The following is a 16,271-nucleotide window of genomic DNA, read 5'->3' as shown; positions in this document are numbered from 1 at the left end:
AATGGTAGAAAAATTATCTGTATTAAAAAAAATTACTAAAAAAAAACATGGGCCTTATGATAAAGCGCCGTTAGATGTTCTTTTGATTTATATGCCTATTGCAGATTATTTTACTAAACTTTTTTTACATTTAAGATTTAGTGCTAATTTCGTTACTTTTTTAATGTTAATTTTATCTGCGGTTGCAGGCATTCTTTTTGCATTTCCATCACACAAAAACTGGATTTTAGGTGCAATTTGTATTCAATTTTTTTTTATGTTTGATAATGTTGATGGCAATATAGCAAGATATAGGAATACTTGTTCCAAATCAGGACATTTTTTGGATTTAATTCATCATGTAACTGCATTTCCTTTAATTTTTATTGGATTGGGGGTGGGTTTATGGGTTAAAACTGGATCTATTTTTTTTTTATATTTAGGTTTTTCAAATAGTTTTTTTTTCCATGTTCAACAAGGAACTCGTGCAGCATACAAAGAAATTTTAAAATTAGATGAGTCAAACTGCAATCAGTTGTTAAGAACAAAGTCTAAGTTCATTCGTATTTTAAAACACTTAACATTTGGAGACTATTTTACTGTTATGGGTGGTTTAATTTTAGTTGGTGCCTTATTAAATACTCTTAGTTGGTTTCACATTATTTTAGGTGTATTGCTCCCTATTAGGTGGGTGATTAGTTCAAGCATATTATGCAATTTATTAAAAAAAGTAAACTGAGGTGTTGAGATATGAAAATTAATCCATTTTGTTTAAGTTCTTTTTTAACTTTTAGACATGTAGTTAAAACTGATGAATTTTGGACTAAAAATATTAAACCTAATTTTTTTAATTTTAACTCTGCAAATAATAAAATTGCTGTTAAGACTTCTGAAGACATTTTAACTGCGCTTAAGAAAATTATTTCAGAGAATATTGCTCCTGACACAGGCATTCTTCTTAGCGGAGGAATTGATTCTGCAATTTTAGCTAAATTGGTGCCTAAAACAGTGAAAGCGTACACTATTAAATTTATTGCGGAGAATGCCATAGATGAAATTGAATTAGCAACAAAATATGCGAAAGAATGCGGGTTAAATCACAAAATAATTGAAGTTACTAAAGAGGATTATTTTGGTTCAAGATTAACTAGGCTAATGTTAAACAAAGTGGCTCCGTTAACGGGAGTTGAAGTTGCATTATTCAAAGCATCCTCTGAAGCTAAAAAAGATGGCGTGAAAACGTTAATTGTGGGTTGTTCTGCGGACGGCTTATTTGGTGGATTAGATAAAATGTTATCTAGGGATTGGAAAACTAAAGAATTTCAAGATTGGTTTACTTTTGTAGATCCTAAAAAAGTTCTTAAAAATTCAGTTGACTTATCTAATTTTTTTACAAACTGCGCTACAAATGGAAATTTTGATGCTCAAGAATTTATTAAACAAATTTTCGGAAAAGATACCACTTTAGCATTTCAAAATGGTATTACTTCTGCAGGAGTTGATATTTTTGCACCGTATGCACATTTAAATCTGGGGATTGAATTAGATTTATCTAGAATTCGTGCAGGAGAAAGTAAATATTTGATACGGGAAGTATTCAAGACATTGTATCCTGGTTGGGAAATTCCAGAAAAGATTGCTTTTGCAAGACCTATGGATCAATGGTTAAAAGACTGGAAAGGACCAACGCGTCCAGAGTTTAGAACTGATTTTGATATTAATAAATTTAGTGGAAAAGAAAAATGGTTGATGTTTTGTTTGGAAAAATTTCTTGATTTAATTGATCAAGGATTTTTTGATATTTTAGAAACTACTGAAATGACTAATCCAGAAAAATTTTAAAAAACTAGTTTGGCCAGGGGATTCGTACAAAAGTTTTTTTTAGATTAAATAAATTAAACAAATTAAAAACCTTCAAAATTTGTAATACTTCAAATATTACAATAATTAAGGGTAATTTTGGGATAGGTAAATGACAAGAATGTGTTCATCTATTATAGTGAAAAAGAAGATTAGTTAGGAACTGTCAGTTTGTTGATTTGGTCGTTCCTCAGGAGAATATGGCTAAATATGAAGCTTGGACCAAATTAAAATTTGGTGTGATGTTTGTTGGTGATGATTGGCATGGCACAGATAAATGGGATAAAATTGAAGAACAGCTTAAAAAAGAAGGAGTTAAAATAATTTATTTTCCATATACTAAGCGAATATCTTCTACAAAAATTAATAATTTACTTTTAGAAGAGCGTCAAAAATTAAGTGAAACGCATAAAATTCAGTCTGAAGAATTAAGTTTGTTAAAAGAGGAAAATAAATTTTTAAAGACTAAATTAGGCATGGTTAAATCAGACTTATCTGGTAACTCAAATGAAAAAACAGAAAATTAAACTTTTAATTATTAATCCTTCTGTTAGAGAGTATCGCGTTGGTTTTTATGATCGACTACATAAATCATTTCAGACTAAATTCATTTTTACTCATTCTGATTATTGGATTGAAAAAGAATTTAAAGAAATGAAAAATTGGAATTATAAAATTTTAAAAGAGATTCCTTTTGTAGGCTACAGTAGAGGTTTTTCACCCAAATTAATTATTCATTTATTATTTGACGATTATGATGTTGTTGTTAATCAACATTTTTTAACTTTTGCTGCGCATTTTGGTTTTTTAATAGTTAAGCTAAGAAGGAAGAAATGGATCTCTTGGGAAGAAACGTGGTTATATCCCACAACTTTTTTAAGTAAATTAACAAAATGGTATAGTTTATTGACGTTAAAAAAATCAGATGTGTGTGTTGCTGCAGGTGCTAAATCAAAAAGTTTTTTAATTAAATCGGGAGTCAATCCTGCTCATATTTTTATTGCACCTAACTCAGCTATTGATTTAAGTAAATTAATTGATAATAAAACGGTTCAAAAAATAAAAACTAGATTTAAACTTAAACAGGGATTTACTTTTATTTTTGTCGGCAGGATTTCTGAGGAGAAAGGGATTCCAAATTTGATAAATGCATTTAATAAATTAAGCAAAAAAGACTATTTGGTAAAGCTTATTATTGTTGGTTATTATGATTCACCAGGTAAAAATTATTACAAAAAGTGCAGAAAATTAAGCAAGCATAACTCTAGAATTTTTTTTGTAGGAAAAAAAACTGGATCTGATTTAGCAAATTACTTGGCTGCTGCAGATATTAAAATAGTCCCATCCATCTTTATGTTTAATAAAGCAGATTGTACTGAATCGTGGGGCATGGTTGTTAATGAAGCCATGTCTTGTGGGAATGCAGTTATTGCTTCAAACGCAGTAGGTTCTGCAGGAGATTTAGTAAAAGAAGGAGTGAATGGATTTATTTTTAAACAAAAAAATGAAATAGATCTTTTAGATAAAATGGAAACTATTTTAAAGCAAGACGTTAAAAAAATGGGGGTCAAAAGCAAAAAAATAATTCAAACTCAATTTAATTATGATAACATGCTGAAAATATTTAAAAAAGCAATATTGGTGGCCATTAAAAAATGATAGTTACAATTCATCAGCCTGAACATTTACCTTATTTTGGATTTTTAGATAAAGTTAACAAGGCAGATGTTTTTGTGATTTTAGATGATGTACAATTTAAAAAAAATAATTTTCAAAATAGAAATCAAATTCTTACTCCTCATGGAGTGAAATGGTTAAGTGTTCCTGTTGAAATAAAACATGTGTGTGATAAAAATATTAATGCAAGAAAAATTGTAGGTAATTGGAAACAAGATTATCGAAATAAATTAATTGATGCATATAAAAATCATCCCTTCTTTGATGAAACCCTCCTATGGATTGATGAAGTGCTTGCTATAAATAGTGATAATCTTATAGATTATAATTTAAGTTTTATTAAACACATATTCAAACTACTTGAAATATCTCCTAAAATAGTTTTTTCATCTGAACTTAAAATAACTTCTTCAAAATCTCAACGAATTTTAGATATTTGTAAAAAAATGAGCGCTACTGATTATTTAGCAGGACAAGGGGCTATTGATTATTTGGATGTTAATATATTTGATAATATAAACATTATAAAACATAAATTTATTCATCCCGAATATGTTCAATTTAATTGTGATAAATTCATACCTTATATGTCTTCAATAGATTTTTTTATGAACATAGGTAAAAATAACTTTAAACAGCTGTTACACTCATTAAAATCAAATTCAGTGTAAAAAATAATATATTTTTTTAACAATATGTGTTATGATATTCTATATTAGTAAGATTTAAATATTATTTAAATAGCCTATTATTTTAATAAAGTATTACATCAAATTTTAAGCAAGTTATTATGGTTATGTTAATATTTGATGATAACTATAGGTTGTAAAAATGAAAGATAAAAAAATTGATTACTTATTTGTGTATCCTAAACCAACAACTGATTCGCCTAATAAACAAGTTCCGTTGTCTATAATTTATCCTGGAAATTATTTTATGAGTAAAGGGTTTAATGTTGAATTTCATGATTGTAGGTTTGAAAATGAATCAGATTTATTCAAAAAAGCTAAAAATTCAAAAATATTTGCAGTTAGTGCTATGACTGGATTTCAATGCGGGGAAGCTGCTCGTTTGATGAAACTTGCTAAAAAAATAAATCCTAAAATTAAAACTCTTTTAGGGGGTTATCATGCGACATTAAGAAAAGACGAAGTTTTAAAAGAACGGTTTGTGGATGATGTTGTTGTAGGTAGATTAGGTGAAGATTTATTTCCATTTAATGAAAAAACGAGGTATCTTTTTGAACAGACAGATTTTCAATGGTCGACATCAACCGGATGTTGGGGTAAATGTACTTTTTGTTGTCTGGAAAAAAAATGGAATCCAAAACCATTAGATGTTTTAGAAAAAGAACTTATTAAACTTCATAAAGAGTTAAGATTTAAACACATTACATTTATTGATCCCAATATTGGTGCAAATTACAAAAGAGTGGAAGAAATAGGTAAAATTTTAAAAAAATTAGGGGATATAACCTTTCATGCAAATATTCGTAATGATGCTCTAACAGAAAAAATGGTAAATGCTCTCGAAGGAGCCAATTGCATTTCTTTAGAAGTAGGGTGCGAATCGGGCGATGACCATATGCTTAAAAATATTATCAATAAAGGGCATGACAAAAAAATAATTTTAAGAACTGCTAGATTTTTAAGTAAAACAAATATAACTGCAATGTATAGTTTTATTGCGCATATGCCTTATGAAACGAAAAAAAGCTTAAATAAAACATTAGATTTAATTGATAAAATACAGAAAATAGATTCTAACGCACGAACATCAATTTATACTTATACTCCATTTCCCAATACTGAAATGTTTGATATGGCGGTTAAAGCAGGGTTTAAACCTCCGACTACTATGGTTGGCTGGAGTAAAATAGGGATGTCTTCAAACCCTCTTTATTGGATAGTTGGGTTGCAGTTTAGAAAAGATAATACTCGAAGGAATTTTCCCGGTATAACTCGTCTTAAAATTCTTCCTTTTGAAATATTGGCAGCAGGTTTATGGAAGTTTAGGGTTATTAATTGGTTTCCTAGTGAATTGGTTTCAAAAATTATAAAAAGGGCAGTTCATTATAAAAAAAGTAAGTGATAAAAATGAAAGTTTTAGCTATTGGAGCACACCCAGATGATATTGAACTAAGTATGGGGGGAACTATTGTTCATCATGTTCGTAAAGGCGATGACGTAATAGCTGCAATAGTGTCTAATGGTGAAAAAATTGGTAATACTTTAACACGTGTTGAGGAATGTAAGAAAGCACTTAAATTATTAGGAGTCAAGGAGATTCATTTTTTTGATTTACCAGATACAAAAATAAAAGAGGGTCCTGAAACAATACAAAAGGTCGAAAATGTTCTTGCATTACACAAAATAGACCGAGTGTATTCACATCACTTTTTAGATTCGCATCAAGATCATAGAAATACTTCTAAAGCAGTAATTTCTGCATGTAGAAATATTAATCAAGTTTTATTCTTTGAAACTCCTTCTTCTGAATTAGATTTCACTCCTAATTTTTTTATAGATATAACTCCATTTTTAGACATTAAAATAAAAGCGTTAAAAACTTATCAAAGTTTATTAAATGATAAAAAAAAAAATTACAGATATTTAGAGATAGATGCAATAGTTGGTGGTGCATTTTTTAGAGGATATCAAATAGGTGTAAAATATGCAGAAAGTTTCAAAGTGTTTAAATTTTTAGAATTTTAATTTATTATCTTTTTTATTATTTCGTTAATTTCTTTTAACGTGATTATTTTTAATAAAAATAATGTAATCACATATATTGGAATTGTTATTAATAAAATAATTATTAGTTCTTTCCAGAAAGTTAATACAATTTTTTTTCGTAACAAAGTTATTACTGACAAGAATATTATCCCGCATAATCCGGTTTTTATCCAGGAAATAATTGGTAATTTTATGTTAATTAATTGTTTCAATGCTAAAATACTTAAAATTAACATGATTATTTGGCTTATCGAGGTACTAATTGCCGCACCTACCACGCCTATTAATGGTATGAGTATTATATTTAAAATTATATTTAGTAATGCGACCCCTAAAACTATTTTGGCAATTATTTTTGGTTTCCCTATTCCCGAAACCATGCTAAAATTTACGTGTGTTATTGTAAAACAAGCAGTACCTATAACTAGAATTTTTAGAATATTTTGAGCTAAAATATATTTTTCACCAAATAATAAACTCAGCACTAAATCTGAAAAAGAAAAAATAATTAATGCAACTGGGACAATTACGATTAATAAAAATCTATGTAATAATTGTATTCCTGTAATTAATGTTCGTTTATTTTTTTTGGCACAAAGCTCAGATGTTAAGGGGAACACTATGCTTGATATTGAAGTGCCTAAATATAGTATTAAACTTGCTGCAGGTAGTGCAACATTGTATAATCCTACCTCTGTCAGTGTTTTAAAATGAGTTAATAACAGGGTATCAGTGTAATTTAATATTAAATAACCTGTAGTGCTTAGTAATAATGGAAATCCAAATAAAACTAATTTTTTAATAATTTGTGCGTCAAAGGTTAGTTTTGCTAAATTGATTTTGTAAAATGTAATTTTTAAAAACTTGGGTAAAAATAACATGCTAGTAATCAAAGATGAACAAAAGAAGCCCATTCCTGCTCCAAATGCGCCATATCCCAATTTAACAAAAATAAAAGTTAAAATTAAAAATAATATTGATTTAATAAGTGGAAATAATGCAAATAAAAATATTTTTTGAAAACTTTGGAACGTTACTATTATTATTGAATCTAAAGTTGATATTAAAAATGATAATGTTAGTATAATTACTAAACTCTTTGCAGCATAGTTATGAAAATATGAATTTGCAAGAAAATCTGAATAAAAAATAATTATTGATGTAATTATTGAAAACGAAATAAATTGAATTATTAATACGGACCATATTGAATTTTTTATTGATTGTTTTTGTTTATTGACTATAAATTCAGGAATATATTTAATTAGTGCAGGAATAAGCCCCAGACTTTTAAAAATACTAAAAAAAGAAATCAATGCTAATACTGCATAAAATAACCCATACATTTCAATAGAAAGATTTTTTGCAAGAAATATTCTTAATAAAAAACCAATTAACACTGCAATTAAAGATAATGTGAACACTGTCGAAGATCCAGTAATTGCTCTGCGTAAATAATTAGTCATTTTTTAAATTCAGGCTCATCAAATATTTTTGTTATAATTAAATTCCAATCCATCATCTGTTTCATTTTAGTATATGCATTTTCACCCATTTTAGTTGTATTTTTTTTAAACATAGTTAATATTGCTTCACTTAGTTTTTTTGGTGATTTTGGAGGAATTATAATCCCTGTTTTATTTTGATCAACAACTTCCGATAAACTACCCACATTAGTGGTAATGACTGGTTTTTTAAATGAGTAGGCTATGGGTATTATTCCTGATTGTGTTGCATCATCATAAGGTAAAACAACAAAACAACATTTTTGAAATATTGCTGCCACTTCTTCTTCGGGAATATATCTGTTTAAAACGGTAACATTTTTATTTATTTTTTTTGTTAAATATTTGGAGTATTGTTGAAAGTTTCCTTCGCCCGCAATTATTAAATTAACATCAGTTTTTTGTTTGATAACAAATTCCATTGACTTTAATAAATTATCGACCCCTTTATATTTAATTATTCTGCCAAAAAACAATATTGTATTTTTTTCTAATTTATTTTTATTTTGTTTCCATTTTGTAAAAAATTCATATGTTCCGTGGGGGACAACAATTATTTTTTTTGATTTGACCTTTAACGAAATTAAATCTTTTTTTTGTTTTTCTCCATGCACTATTAATTTTTTTGAATATTTAAAAAGTGACTTTTGGATAAGTATTGTAATTATGGACGTAATTCCTTTATTTTCTCCTGAATGTAATTTTACATCGTGAATTGTTGAATATTTTGTCTCTTTTTTTAAAAAAAGTAAATAAATTAAATAAAATGGGTGGATGTCCATGAATTGTAAAATATCTGGTTTTATCTTTTTTATGCATTTTATTAAATTTTTAATTTTTATTAAATTTAAAGAATTAATAATTGTTCCTATGATTGTTGGAGGCGCATTTATTTTTATTATTTTGACTGTTTTATTAAACATATCTTTGCGGCTATAGCTGGGTAAAACAACATAAACTTGATGGAGTTTAGATAATTCATTAGCGTATTGGCTAGTGTAATGTAACATTCCTCCTCTGCCATTGAGTCCAAATAAAATTATTTTTTTTTGTTTTTTTATGGCTGTATTTTTTTTTTTCATTGCAGTCCTCATTTTAAAATTTATTAGATAAAAGTTCAATAAATGTTTCTGTGGTTTTATTCCAATTAAAATTGGCAATAATATGTTTTTGCAATTTTTTTCCTTTTCGCACTGTTACATCAAGATTATCAATTGCTTGTTTTATTTTATTTCTTAATTGTTTTATATTTTTTGGTTTAATTAACCACCCCATTGTCGAATCCAAAATAATTTCATTTGTTCCTCCAACATCTGTAGCAATCACTGGTAATCCCATAGCGCCTGCTTCTAAAACTGAAGTTGGTAATCCTTCAGAATATGATGGATTAACAAACAAGTCCATTTTAGCTAGTATTTTTTTTACATTAGTTTCTTCTTGAAAGCCATAAAATGTAGTTTTCACATCAAGCATCAAACTTAATTTTTTTAATTCTTTTTTGCTAGGTCCATCACCAACTATGTGTAGCTCAACATTAAGCTTTTTAACTGAACTAATTAATTCTGTTAAGCCTTTTGCTTTAATTAGACGTCCAACAAACACAATTTTTTTTATTTCTTTGTTTATTTTTCGATGAGATTTGAATTTTGTTATATCTATGCTGTTATGGACAATAGTTGTTTTTTTTCGATTGGCGCCTAGTTTTATTGCAAAATCAATACACGGTTTACTCACTCCAATAACTTTCCAAGCATTTTTAAATATTTTACGTCCAATAGTTTGATCATAAACCCGAGCAAATATTTCAATTAGTTTATTTGGGTGTTGCACAAATGTATTGCCATGTTCGGCGTGAATTAATTTAATTTCATATTTTTTCGCAAAACACATTCCCAGCCAAGAGCTCGTAAAAAATCGAGTATGTGTGTTAACAAAGTCATAATTTTGTTCACTTAGTTTTTTCAAAAGGGTTCTTGTTTTTTTATTTAATCTGGGTATTGAATAAACTTCTCCTAAAACATTCCAGCAAGGCAGTCTATAAATATTAATGCCTTCATAATTTTCAAATTCTTTAATTTTTTTATCATTAAATGTTATGATATCAACTGAAATTCCTTTTTTAATTAGTCTTTTAGATAATTCTAATACGTATTTTTCTAAACCGCCTAAGTAGGGATAAAAATGGGTTGTAAAAATTAATATTTTCATTTTGCTTTATTTTTAAACCAGTCAAATGTTTTTTTTAATCCCTCTTCAATTTTAATTGTGGGTTCCCAATTTAATTGTTCTTTTGCAATTATTTTTGTCAAGACCGAATCTTTTATTTCTCCTTCGATGGAGGGTTCAAAAATGGGGTTCATGTCCGTTTCAGATATTTTTTGTAATTTATTATGTAATTTCATAATTGAAATGCTATGTTGAGTTCCTATGTTTGCCAATTTAACATTAGAACTAATTGCGAGTAAGTTTGCATGTGCGACATCTTTAACATAAACTAAGTCTCTTGTTTGATCTCCATCTCCAAATATTTTACAAGCTTGAATGTTTAGCATTTTTTTAATGAATATGGATACAACTCCTGCTTCTCCTTTTATTGACTGTCTGGGTCCGTAAACATTAGCATATCTTAAAATTGTGTGATCTATTTTATTTAATTGAGCCATTTGTCGTAAAAAAAGTTCAATAGCATATTTACTTATTGCATAATTTGAAAGTGGATTTATTGGGTGTTCTTCATCACAGGGAAGATATTTAGGATTTCCATAAACCCCGCAGGAAGAAGCTAATATTATTTTTTTTACTCCTGTTTTTCTACAGCAATCAAATAAATTTATTGAGCCAATAATATTAATTTCTGCATCTAATGCGGGTTCTAAAATTGATTTTCTGACATCAACTTGTGCTGCATGATGAATTAATATTTCTATATGTTTATTTTTAAATATGTTTATTATTTCTGGATCGGTTATGCTTTTTTCAAAAAAATCTGCTTTGGGATTTATATGCTCTGCAAGTCCGGTTGATAAATCATCAATAATTGTTACTTCATGATTGTTTTCTATTAATAAATCTACAACATGACTTCCAATAAATCCTGCTCCTCCAGTAACTAATATTTTCATTTTTTCTTATTTATTTTGCTAACAAAATTTTTACGTTCAATTGCAATTTTTCTAACTAAATATTCTACTTTTTTTTGTGTTTTGTTAGTCATGATGTGATCATAATAACTGAGACCCATAAAAAACATAATTCCGATTATTATAAAAAAATCTATTCGTCGTTCTAATTGTAAAACTCCTTTAACAAAAAAATCTAGAATGTTGGGTATTATAAACAAAATTAATGCGACAATCCATACAAAAATCCACATGATTGTTTCTTTTTTGCATATGTTTTTTCTTTTTTGGTGCAAAAACGTTAAATATGCCATAAATAAAACAAATAATACTCCTAAAATTTGTATTCCTAATATCGAATTCATTTTTCTAATCTCCAAATTAACATATTCCAAACAATTTTTATTCCATCAAAAATGGTGGTTCCTTTATAATCGTCTGAATAAATTGTTGCAATTGGTATTTCGCTATATTTCAACTTATTTTTTCCAACATTTGCAATCATTTCACTTTCCATGCTATAATCTGTTGAGTTCCATCTAATTTTAGTATATGATTCTGAAGTGAATGCACGATATCCTGATTGCGAATCTTTTATTTTTATCTCATATAAAATTTCAGTTACTTTGTTAATAAACCAATTTCCAAATCTAAATACTGCGGGCATTTTTTTTGTTCTGCTACGATATCCAAATACTATGTCATTTCCTTTGTTAATTTGTGTTAAAAATCGGGGGATATCTTCAGGTTTGTGTTGCCCATCAGCATCAATTAAAATCATTACTTGTCCATTTTGTTTAAAAACATAGTCACAACCAGTTTTTGCTGCACTTCCTTTTCCTAAATTAATAATGTGTTTTAATGCAGTTACCTTCTTAGATTTGGCAAGTTCATACGTGTTATCTTTACTCCCATCATCAACGACTACAATATTTTTACAAATTTTTTTTACTTTATTTATAACTGCGCCAATTTTTTTTTCTTCATTGTATGCGGGTATTACTACCCAAGTATGTTTGTTCATTTTATTCTGCTGTTAAATTGGTTTGATTTTTTTGTATTAAATTATTATTTGACGTATTTTCGTTTAATTCTTGAACTGGTTCCATTGTTCCATTAATTTCAGTTACGATAATTTCTGATGCTGCAGGTGTTTCATAAATAATTACCTTTTCTTCACTATTCCAATCAAGTTTGTACGTTTTAATATCTCCTGCAGAAAATTGTTTTTGGTAATCGAATGGTTTTATTTTTGTAAGTCCATGTCCATTAAAGAAAAATAATCTGGTAAAAATACTGTGTGCTTGTTCAGGATCACTCAAAACAATGGAATAACCATCCGAAAATTGTCTTAAAATAACTGAAAATCCAGCTAATTCTATGTGGTTATTTGTGGAGAACTCTTTGTTTAAAACATCGTCTTCAAATACATAAACAATTGAATTAGGTTTAATATTTTTTTCATTATTTGTTGGAATTTTTGCATCAAATGTTTTTAAATTTATTTCTACAGGTATTTGTTGTCCTCCCACATTTGCTACGCAAGAGGCAATTGCATTTTGAACATTACACCCTCCAGTACCAATATATCTTGGCCAAGGTGCAATCCATTGATCTCCATCAGTTTTTTTTATTTCAAAATAATATTTGTCTGCGGTGATTGAATCAAGTTCATATTTAGTGGTCATTAATTCAATTGCAGGAGTATATTCTAAATTTCTAACGGTTTGCCACATTTCAGCTCTTTTAAAATCCCAGCTTCCAAAATGTCCCCACACTCCTGATTTTCCAACCATATCTTCTGATGCAATAACATACTGTGGAAGTAAATTTTCACAATGAGTTGTTTTTAAAACTTCAATTATTTGAGCTTGACTAAATCCATATTGTTCTAGTTTTTGTTGAGCTTCTGTTTTTTCAACAGTCATAATTTCATTAAGAATTTTTATTGCTTTTACTGTATCTCCAGAAACATACTTTTCAATTACGTGCGGTGCATCTTCTTGACCGCAATTAAGCATTCTTAATATTCCTGCAGATAAATTCTCATCATTCGTAAGCAAACTTTTTCCAACCCAATGAATTCGTTCTCCCTGATTTCCCCCATCAAACGTTACTCGAATTCCTTTTGCAACAAACCAATGTCCGAAATCCCACCAGGTGGTTATATATCCAATTCCATCTTCAGCATCTGTTTTGATATTGTTTAATGCTTTGTCCCATGCATCATTATAACTTGGAACTTCATGAGTTGCAACATTATGTGCTGCTTGAAATTGGGGAATCATAATTAACATGAATACTGACAAAATTAAAATTTGAGTTATTTTTTTATTTAAATGAATTCCTTTACTAATAATTTCACTTCCATATTTGTAAATAAGTCCTAATCCAACTCCTGTTGCAACTGCAAATGCTGGAACCATTAAAATCGCAAATCTTATTCCTTTTGTAAAACTATAGGCAGTTCCTAAAAACCAAATGATTAACAATGCAGAATACATAATATAATATTTATCTTTTAAATCTTTTACAAATGCGGCTAATATTAATCCAATAATTGCAATTGTAAATAAAATTGTGCCGCCCATTTGTGCGATAATTTGACTTAAAGGAACTGTGTTAAACTCTGCAACTGTAGTCATTACATTTGGCCAAACAGTAGATATTGCAACATCTTTAATCATAATAAATCTAATTATGTCCTCAAATAATTTAGGAATTATGCTCCAGGATTTGGCAATAACTAAACAAATAAGTGAAATTCCTAAAAATAATCCGGATTTAGCTAAATTTATTTTTGTTTCATTCCAGGTGGTTATTAGTGAATTTGGCAAATCTCTTTTTTTCCATATGTGGGTTAACAAGACAACTCCAAAATATAATATTGTTCCCACAAGAATAAAATCAAATATGTGTGATACGCTCCACATATTAACATAAATATAAAATGAAATCCCCCCCAGGATTGAATAACCTGTTGTTTTTTTCCAATTTTGTGAGTAAAATGCTTCTAAAAAAAACCACATGATTAATAGTGGCATTAATATATTTGCAGAGTCAGTGTCTGAAAATCCTCCAGGGGTTCTGCTAAGTAATGCGGCATTTATCGCTACGATAAGGCCTGCAAAAAATCCACCTATGTTTCCGCCCAATTTTTTCCCTATGAAAAATGCAGGTATAATTGATAATGATATCATTACAACGGGAATTAAAAAAAATGCAAATAATAATGAATTATTGCCAAAAATTTTAGAAATTTTATGAATTAATAATCCGAGTGTTGTCACAAAATTACTTTCATTTGCAATTCCTTTACGTCCGTTTCTATAACTGTAATAATTATTATCTTCTCTTAAATCACAACCTGAATTGCCGCACTCTAATTGATTTTTGCCGAAACCATACCATAAGTACGGATCAATTGCAAGCAAGTATGTTTGCCCCGTATCATCTTGAAAATGGGACTTAAAATCTGCAGAGGTAGTGGATATTTGATCAAATAATAGCTCTTTATTTTGAGAACTAAATTTTGTCCATTCAGCATTGATTAAACTTTGTTTATTTGCATCAGGCAGATGAGGATATTGAGAATTTATTTGTCCTGCGATTTGTTGTTTATAATAATTTTCTACTGTATCTGTTGCCCATTGATCTGTAATTGGCAAGTATGCCGGATACATTCTAAAAAATATTGCAAAAAACATAGGAATTAATATTAATAATACGAATCCGTATTTTTTGAAAAAGTTAATGGAAGCATTCAGTGCAGGTTTATAATTAACATTTACTGTTTCACTGTTATCTTCTTCTGAATTTTGATTTTTAGTATGTGTGTGAGTATTAGTTTGATTTTTTTTATCAAGTTTAGTTTTTTTTAGATTAGTCAGTTTATGCTTGAGTTTAGAAACAATATTTTTTTTGTTTTTTTCTGCAGTATCTTTTTTTGTGTGAGTGTGTTTTTTGGTCATTTTATGTCCTCTTGTGCCTTTTTTCTGATTTTAGAATGATTTTGATTTTTTGCCCTCTTTTTGTTGATCAAATTTCCCTTATTTTATAAACATTTTCTTTCTTTTATATTCTAGTCAATTTTAAATTTTATTTCATTATTGAATTTTTAAGAGTTTTAAAATAGTTTATTTATAAAGCGCAATAAACTTGGGTTAAATATTAATATTTTACAAATTAATTTTAAAGGGTTGTCTCGTGTTTCTTCTCTGAGAAGTTTTTTAATTTTTGGATTGTTAAATTGAAGAATTAATAAATTATAATCCTCATTGTTAAATTTGTTTAAAATTTGTCTTATTGTCAAATGAAGTCTAAGTTTAAAATTTAGGTTTCTTAGATTTTTGTTATATTGTAAATTAAGCTTTTTTAAGTCAGTTTTGTTGTATTTTACTGACTTTACAAAACTGTTGGAGGCAATTAATCCTGGAATTATTCCCCCTCCTGTTGTCGCTTTTACTTGTCCTGCACTATCACCAATCAAAAAAATTCCTGCATGGGAATCACTTATTTTTTGCTTCGGATCATAAATTGGAATAAGTCCACCTTGTGTTTCAATTTTTTTATAATTATTATTTTTTTGTAATTCTTCTTTTAATTTTTTAAATTTTTCTTTAATGTTTTTTTGTGAAGCAACTCCAATTATCGTGGTGTTTTTACTTTCTGGAACTTGCCATCCAAAAAATCCTGAATACTTTGTTCCTAAGTAAACTTCATAGGTAGTATGATCAAAATTTTGAATTAGATTTTGATTTTTTTTAGCAGGGGGAGTTATGATTTTACATACTTCTTGAACTCCGACCCAGTATTGGTATTTGACTCCGATGGTTTTTGCAACAATTGAATTTGGTCCATCACAACCAATTAGAATATCATATTTTTGTTTTTTTGTTTTTCCGTTGTTTAAAAAATTGGCTTCTTTTTTTTGTTTATTAATTGAAATTAGTTTGTGTTCTAAAAAAGTTTTCACTCCGTTGTTTTTTGCTTGCAAAAATAAATGTTGGTCAAATTTTTCTCGATTAATTACTATATCTTTTGTTTTCAGTAGTATGTATTTTCCATTAGGTGCAATAACTTTTAATTGTTTGAGTTCATTGACAATTATTTTTTTTTGTTTTAACTCGTTATAATTAATGTATTTTTTGATATCTTTTGTTATTATTCCTGTGCATTGTATTGGACTTCCAATTTTTTTCTTTTTATCATATAAGTATATTTGTGTTGGTATTTTTGTTTGTTTGTAAATTTTAGCTAGTTCAAATCCAGTATGGCTTCCTATGGGTCCTGCACCTATGATTAATATAGTAAGTTTTGGAGTATTGCGGTTTTTGGACATATTTTTTTTGTTTAAAAGAGAATTATTTATATATCTTGCTCGGAAGATGCAAGTA

15 protein-coding genes are annotated in these 16,271 nt (G+C 28.1%); 7 read left to right on the top strand and 8 right to left on the bottom strand.

The window, feature by feature from the left end:
- Position 1 precedes the first annotated feature (1 nt).
- From HN587_05600 to HN587_05570, 7 genes are all read left to right on the top strand, one after another.
- Entirely contained in the window at positions 2 to 718 is a 717-nt protein-coding gene (locus HN587_05600; protein MBT7903313.1) for a CDP-alcohol phosphatidyltransferase family protein, read from the top strand.
- An 11-nt stretch (positions 719 to 729) separates the two neighbouring features.
- Positions 730 to 1,821 carry an asparagine synthase gene (locus HN587_05595; protein ID MBT7903312.1) on the top strand — a complete coding sequence of 364 codons (1,092 nt, stop codon included), beginning with the start codon at positions 730 to 732 and terminating at the stop codon, positions 1,819 to 1,821.
- A gap of 218 nt (positions 1,822 to 2,039) precedes the next feature.
- Positions 2,040 to 2,366, top strand: coding sequence for a hypothetical protein (locus HN587_05590; GenBank protein ID MBT7903311.1), 327 nt, complete (start codon positions 2,040 to 2,042; stop codon positions 2,364 to 2,366).
- Complete coding sequence (locus HN587_05585) at positions 2,347 to 3,498, top strand: glycosyltransferase family 4 protein (protein MBT7903310.1); 1,152 nt, start codon at positions 2,347 to 2,349, stop codon at positions 3,496 to 3,498. Before HN587_05590 ends, HN587_05585 begins: the two co-directional genes overlap by 20 nt.
- Positions 3,495 to 4,187 carry a WbqC family protein gene (locus HN587_05580; GenBank protein MBT7903309.1) on the top strand — a complete coding sequence of 231 codons (693 nt, stop codon included), beginning with the start codon at positions 3,495 to 3,497 and terminating at the stop codon, positions 4,185 to 4,187. Before HN587_05585 ends, HN587_05580 begins: the two co-directional genes overlap by 4 nt.
- A 160-nt stretch (positions 4,188 to 4,347) precedes the next feature.
- A complete protein-coding gene (locus tag HN587_05575; GenBank protein ID MBT7903308.1) occupies positions 4,348 to 5,607 on the top strand; it encodes a B12-binding domain-containing radical SAM protein in 1,260 nt (419 codons plus the stop codon).
- 5 nt (positions 5,608 to 5,612) lie between these two features.
- Positions 5,613 to 6,230 (top strand): PIG-L family deacetylase, encoded by a 618-nt coding sequence (locus HN587_05570; GenBank protein ID MBT7903307.1) that lies wholly within the window; start codon positions 5,613 to 5,615, stop codon positions 6,228 to 6,230.
- Here the strand turns inward: HN587_05570 and HN587_05565 are convergent.
- The 8 genes from HN587_05565 to HN587_05530 all read right to left on the bottom strand — a co-directional run bounded on the left by HN587_05565 (position 6,227) and on the right by HN587_05530 (position 16,216).
- Positions 6,227 to 7,717 carry a flippase gene (locus HN587_05565; GenBank protein MBT7903306.1) on the bottom strand — a complete coding sequence of 497 codons (1,491 nt, stop codon included), beginning with the start codon at positions 7,715 to 7,717 and terminating at the stop codon, positions 6,227 to 6,229. The two genes, HN587_05570 and HN587_05565, sit on opposite strands and share 4 nt — an antisense overlap.
- A complete protein-coding gene (locus tag HN587_05560; GenBank protein ID MBT7903305.1) occupies positions 7,714 to 8,838 on the bottom strand; it encodes a glycosyltransferase family 4 protein in 1,125 nt (374 codons plus the stop codon). The genes HN587_05565 and HN587_05560 overlap by 4 nt, the downstream gene beginning before the upstream one ends.
- Before the next feature lie 13 nt (positions 8,839 to 8,851).
- Positions 8,852 to 9,964, bottom strand: coding sequence for a glycosyltransferase family 4 protein (locus tag HN587_05555; protein ID MBT7903304.1), 1,113 nt, complete (start codon positions 9,962 to 9,964; stop codon positions 8,852 to 8,854).
- The gene (locus HN587_05550; GenBank protein ID MBT7903303.1) at positions 9,961 to 10,878 is read right to left on the bottom strand and encodes an NAD-dependent epimerase/dehydratase family protein; all 918 of its coding nucleotides are present in this window, start codon (positions 10,876 to 10,878) and stop codon (positions 9,961 to 9,963) included. Before HN587_05550 ends, HN587_05555 begins: the two co-directional genes overlap by 4 nt.
- On the bottom strand, positions 10,875 to 11,240 hold the full coding sequence (locus HN587_05545; GenBank protein ID MBT7903302.1) for a DUF2304 domain-containing protein: 366 nt from the start codon (positions 11,238 to 11,240) through the stop codon (positions 10,875 to 10,877). The genes HN587_05550 and HN587_05545 overlap by 4 nt, the downstream gene beginning before the upstream one ends.
- Positions 11,237 to 11,899: a glycosyltransferase family 2 protein gene (locus tag HN587_05540; protein ID MBT7903301.1), complete on the bottom strand. Its 663-nt coding sequence runs from the start codon at positions 11,897 to 11,899 to the stop codon at positions 11,237 to 11,239. Before HN587_05540 ends, HN587_05545 begins: the two co-directional genes overlap by 4 nt.
- Position 11,900: 1 nt before the next feature.
- Positions 11,901 to 14,846 (bottom strand): hypothetical protein, encoded by a 2,946-nt coding sequence (locus HN587_05535; protein MBT7903300.1) that lies wholly within the window; start codon positions 14,844 to 14,846, stop codon positions 11,901 to 11,903.
- Between the two features lie 155 nt (positions 14,847 to 15,001).
- Positions 15,002 to 16,216, bottom strand: coding sequence for a hypothetical protein (locus HN587_05530; protein MBT7903299.1), 1,215 nt, complete (start codon positions 16,214 to 16,216; stop codon positions 15,002 to 15,004).
- Positions 16,217 to 16,271 lie beyond the last annotated feature (55 nt).

It is taken from the genome of Candidatus Woesearchaeota archaeon (genome assembly GCA_018675335.1).
Classification (GTDB): Archaea; Nanobdellota; Nanobdellia; order Woesearchaeales; family UBA11576; genus JABJCP01.
This window is presented reverse-complemented; position numbering and strand designations above follow the sequence as displayed.

Coding starts and splice junctions, on each gene's coding strand:
- HN587_05600 (MBT7903313.1), top strand. CDS start 2: ATGGTAGAAAAATTATCTGTATTAAAAAAAATTACTAAAAAAAAACAT.
- HN587_05595 (MBT7903312.1), top strand. CDS start 730: ATGAAAATTAATCCATTTTGTTTAAGTTCTTTTTTAACTTTTAGACAT.
- HN587_05590 (MBT7903311.1), top strand. CDS start 2,040: ATGGCTAAATATGAAGCTTGGACCAAATTAAAATTTGGTGTGATGTTT.
- HN587_05585 (MBT7903310.1), top strand. CDS start 2,347: ATGAAAAAACAGAAAATTAAACTTTTAATTATTAATCCTTCTGTTAGA.
- HN587_05580 (MBT7903309.1), top strand. CDS start 3,495: ATGATAGTTACAATTCATCAGCCTGAACATTTACCTTATTTTGGATTT.
- HN587_05575 (MBT7903308.1), top strand. CDS start 4,348: ATGAAAGATAAAAAAATTGATTACTTATTTGTGTATCCTAAACCAACA.
- HN587_05570 (MBT7903307.1), top strand. CDS start 5,613: ATGAAAGTTTTAGCTATTGGAGCACACCCAGATGATATTGAACTAAGT.
- HN587_05565 (MBT7903306.1), bottom strand. CDS start 7,717: ATGACTAATTATTTACGCAGAGCAATTACTGGATCTTCGACAGTGTTC.
- HN587_05560 (MBT7903305.1), bottom strand. CDS start 8,838: ATGAAAAAAAAAAATACAGCCATAAAAAAACAAAAAAAAATAATTTTA.
- HN587_05555 (MBT7903304.1), bottom strand. CDS start 9,964: ATGAAAATATTAATTTTTACAACCCATTTTTATCCCTACTTAGGCGGT.
- HN587_05550 (MBT7903303.1), bottom strand. CDS start 10,878: ATGAAAATATTAGTTACTGGAGGAGCAGGATTTATTGGAAGTCATGTT.
- HN587_05545 (MBT7903302.1), bottom strand. CDS start 11,240: ATGAATTCGATATTAGGAATACAAATTTTAGGAGTATTATTTGTTTTA.
- HN587_05540 (MBT7903301.1), bottom strand. CDS start 11,899: ATGAACAAACATACTTGGGTAGTAATACCCGCATACAATGAAGAAAAA.
- HN587_05535 (MBT7903300.1), bottom strand. CDS start 14,846: ATGACCAAAAAACACACTCACACAAAAAAAGATACTGCAGAAAAAAAC.
- HN587_05530 (MBT7903299.1), bottom strand. CDS start 16,216: ATGTCCAAAAACCGCAATACTCCAAAACTTACTATATTAATCATAGGT.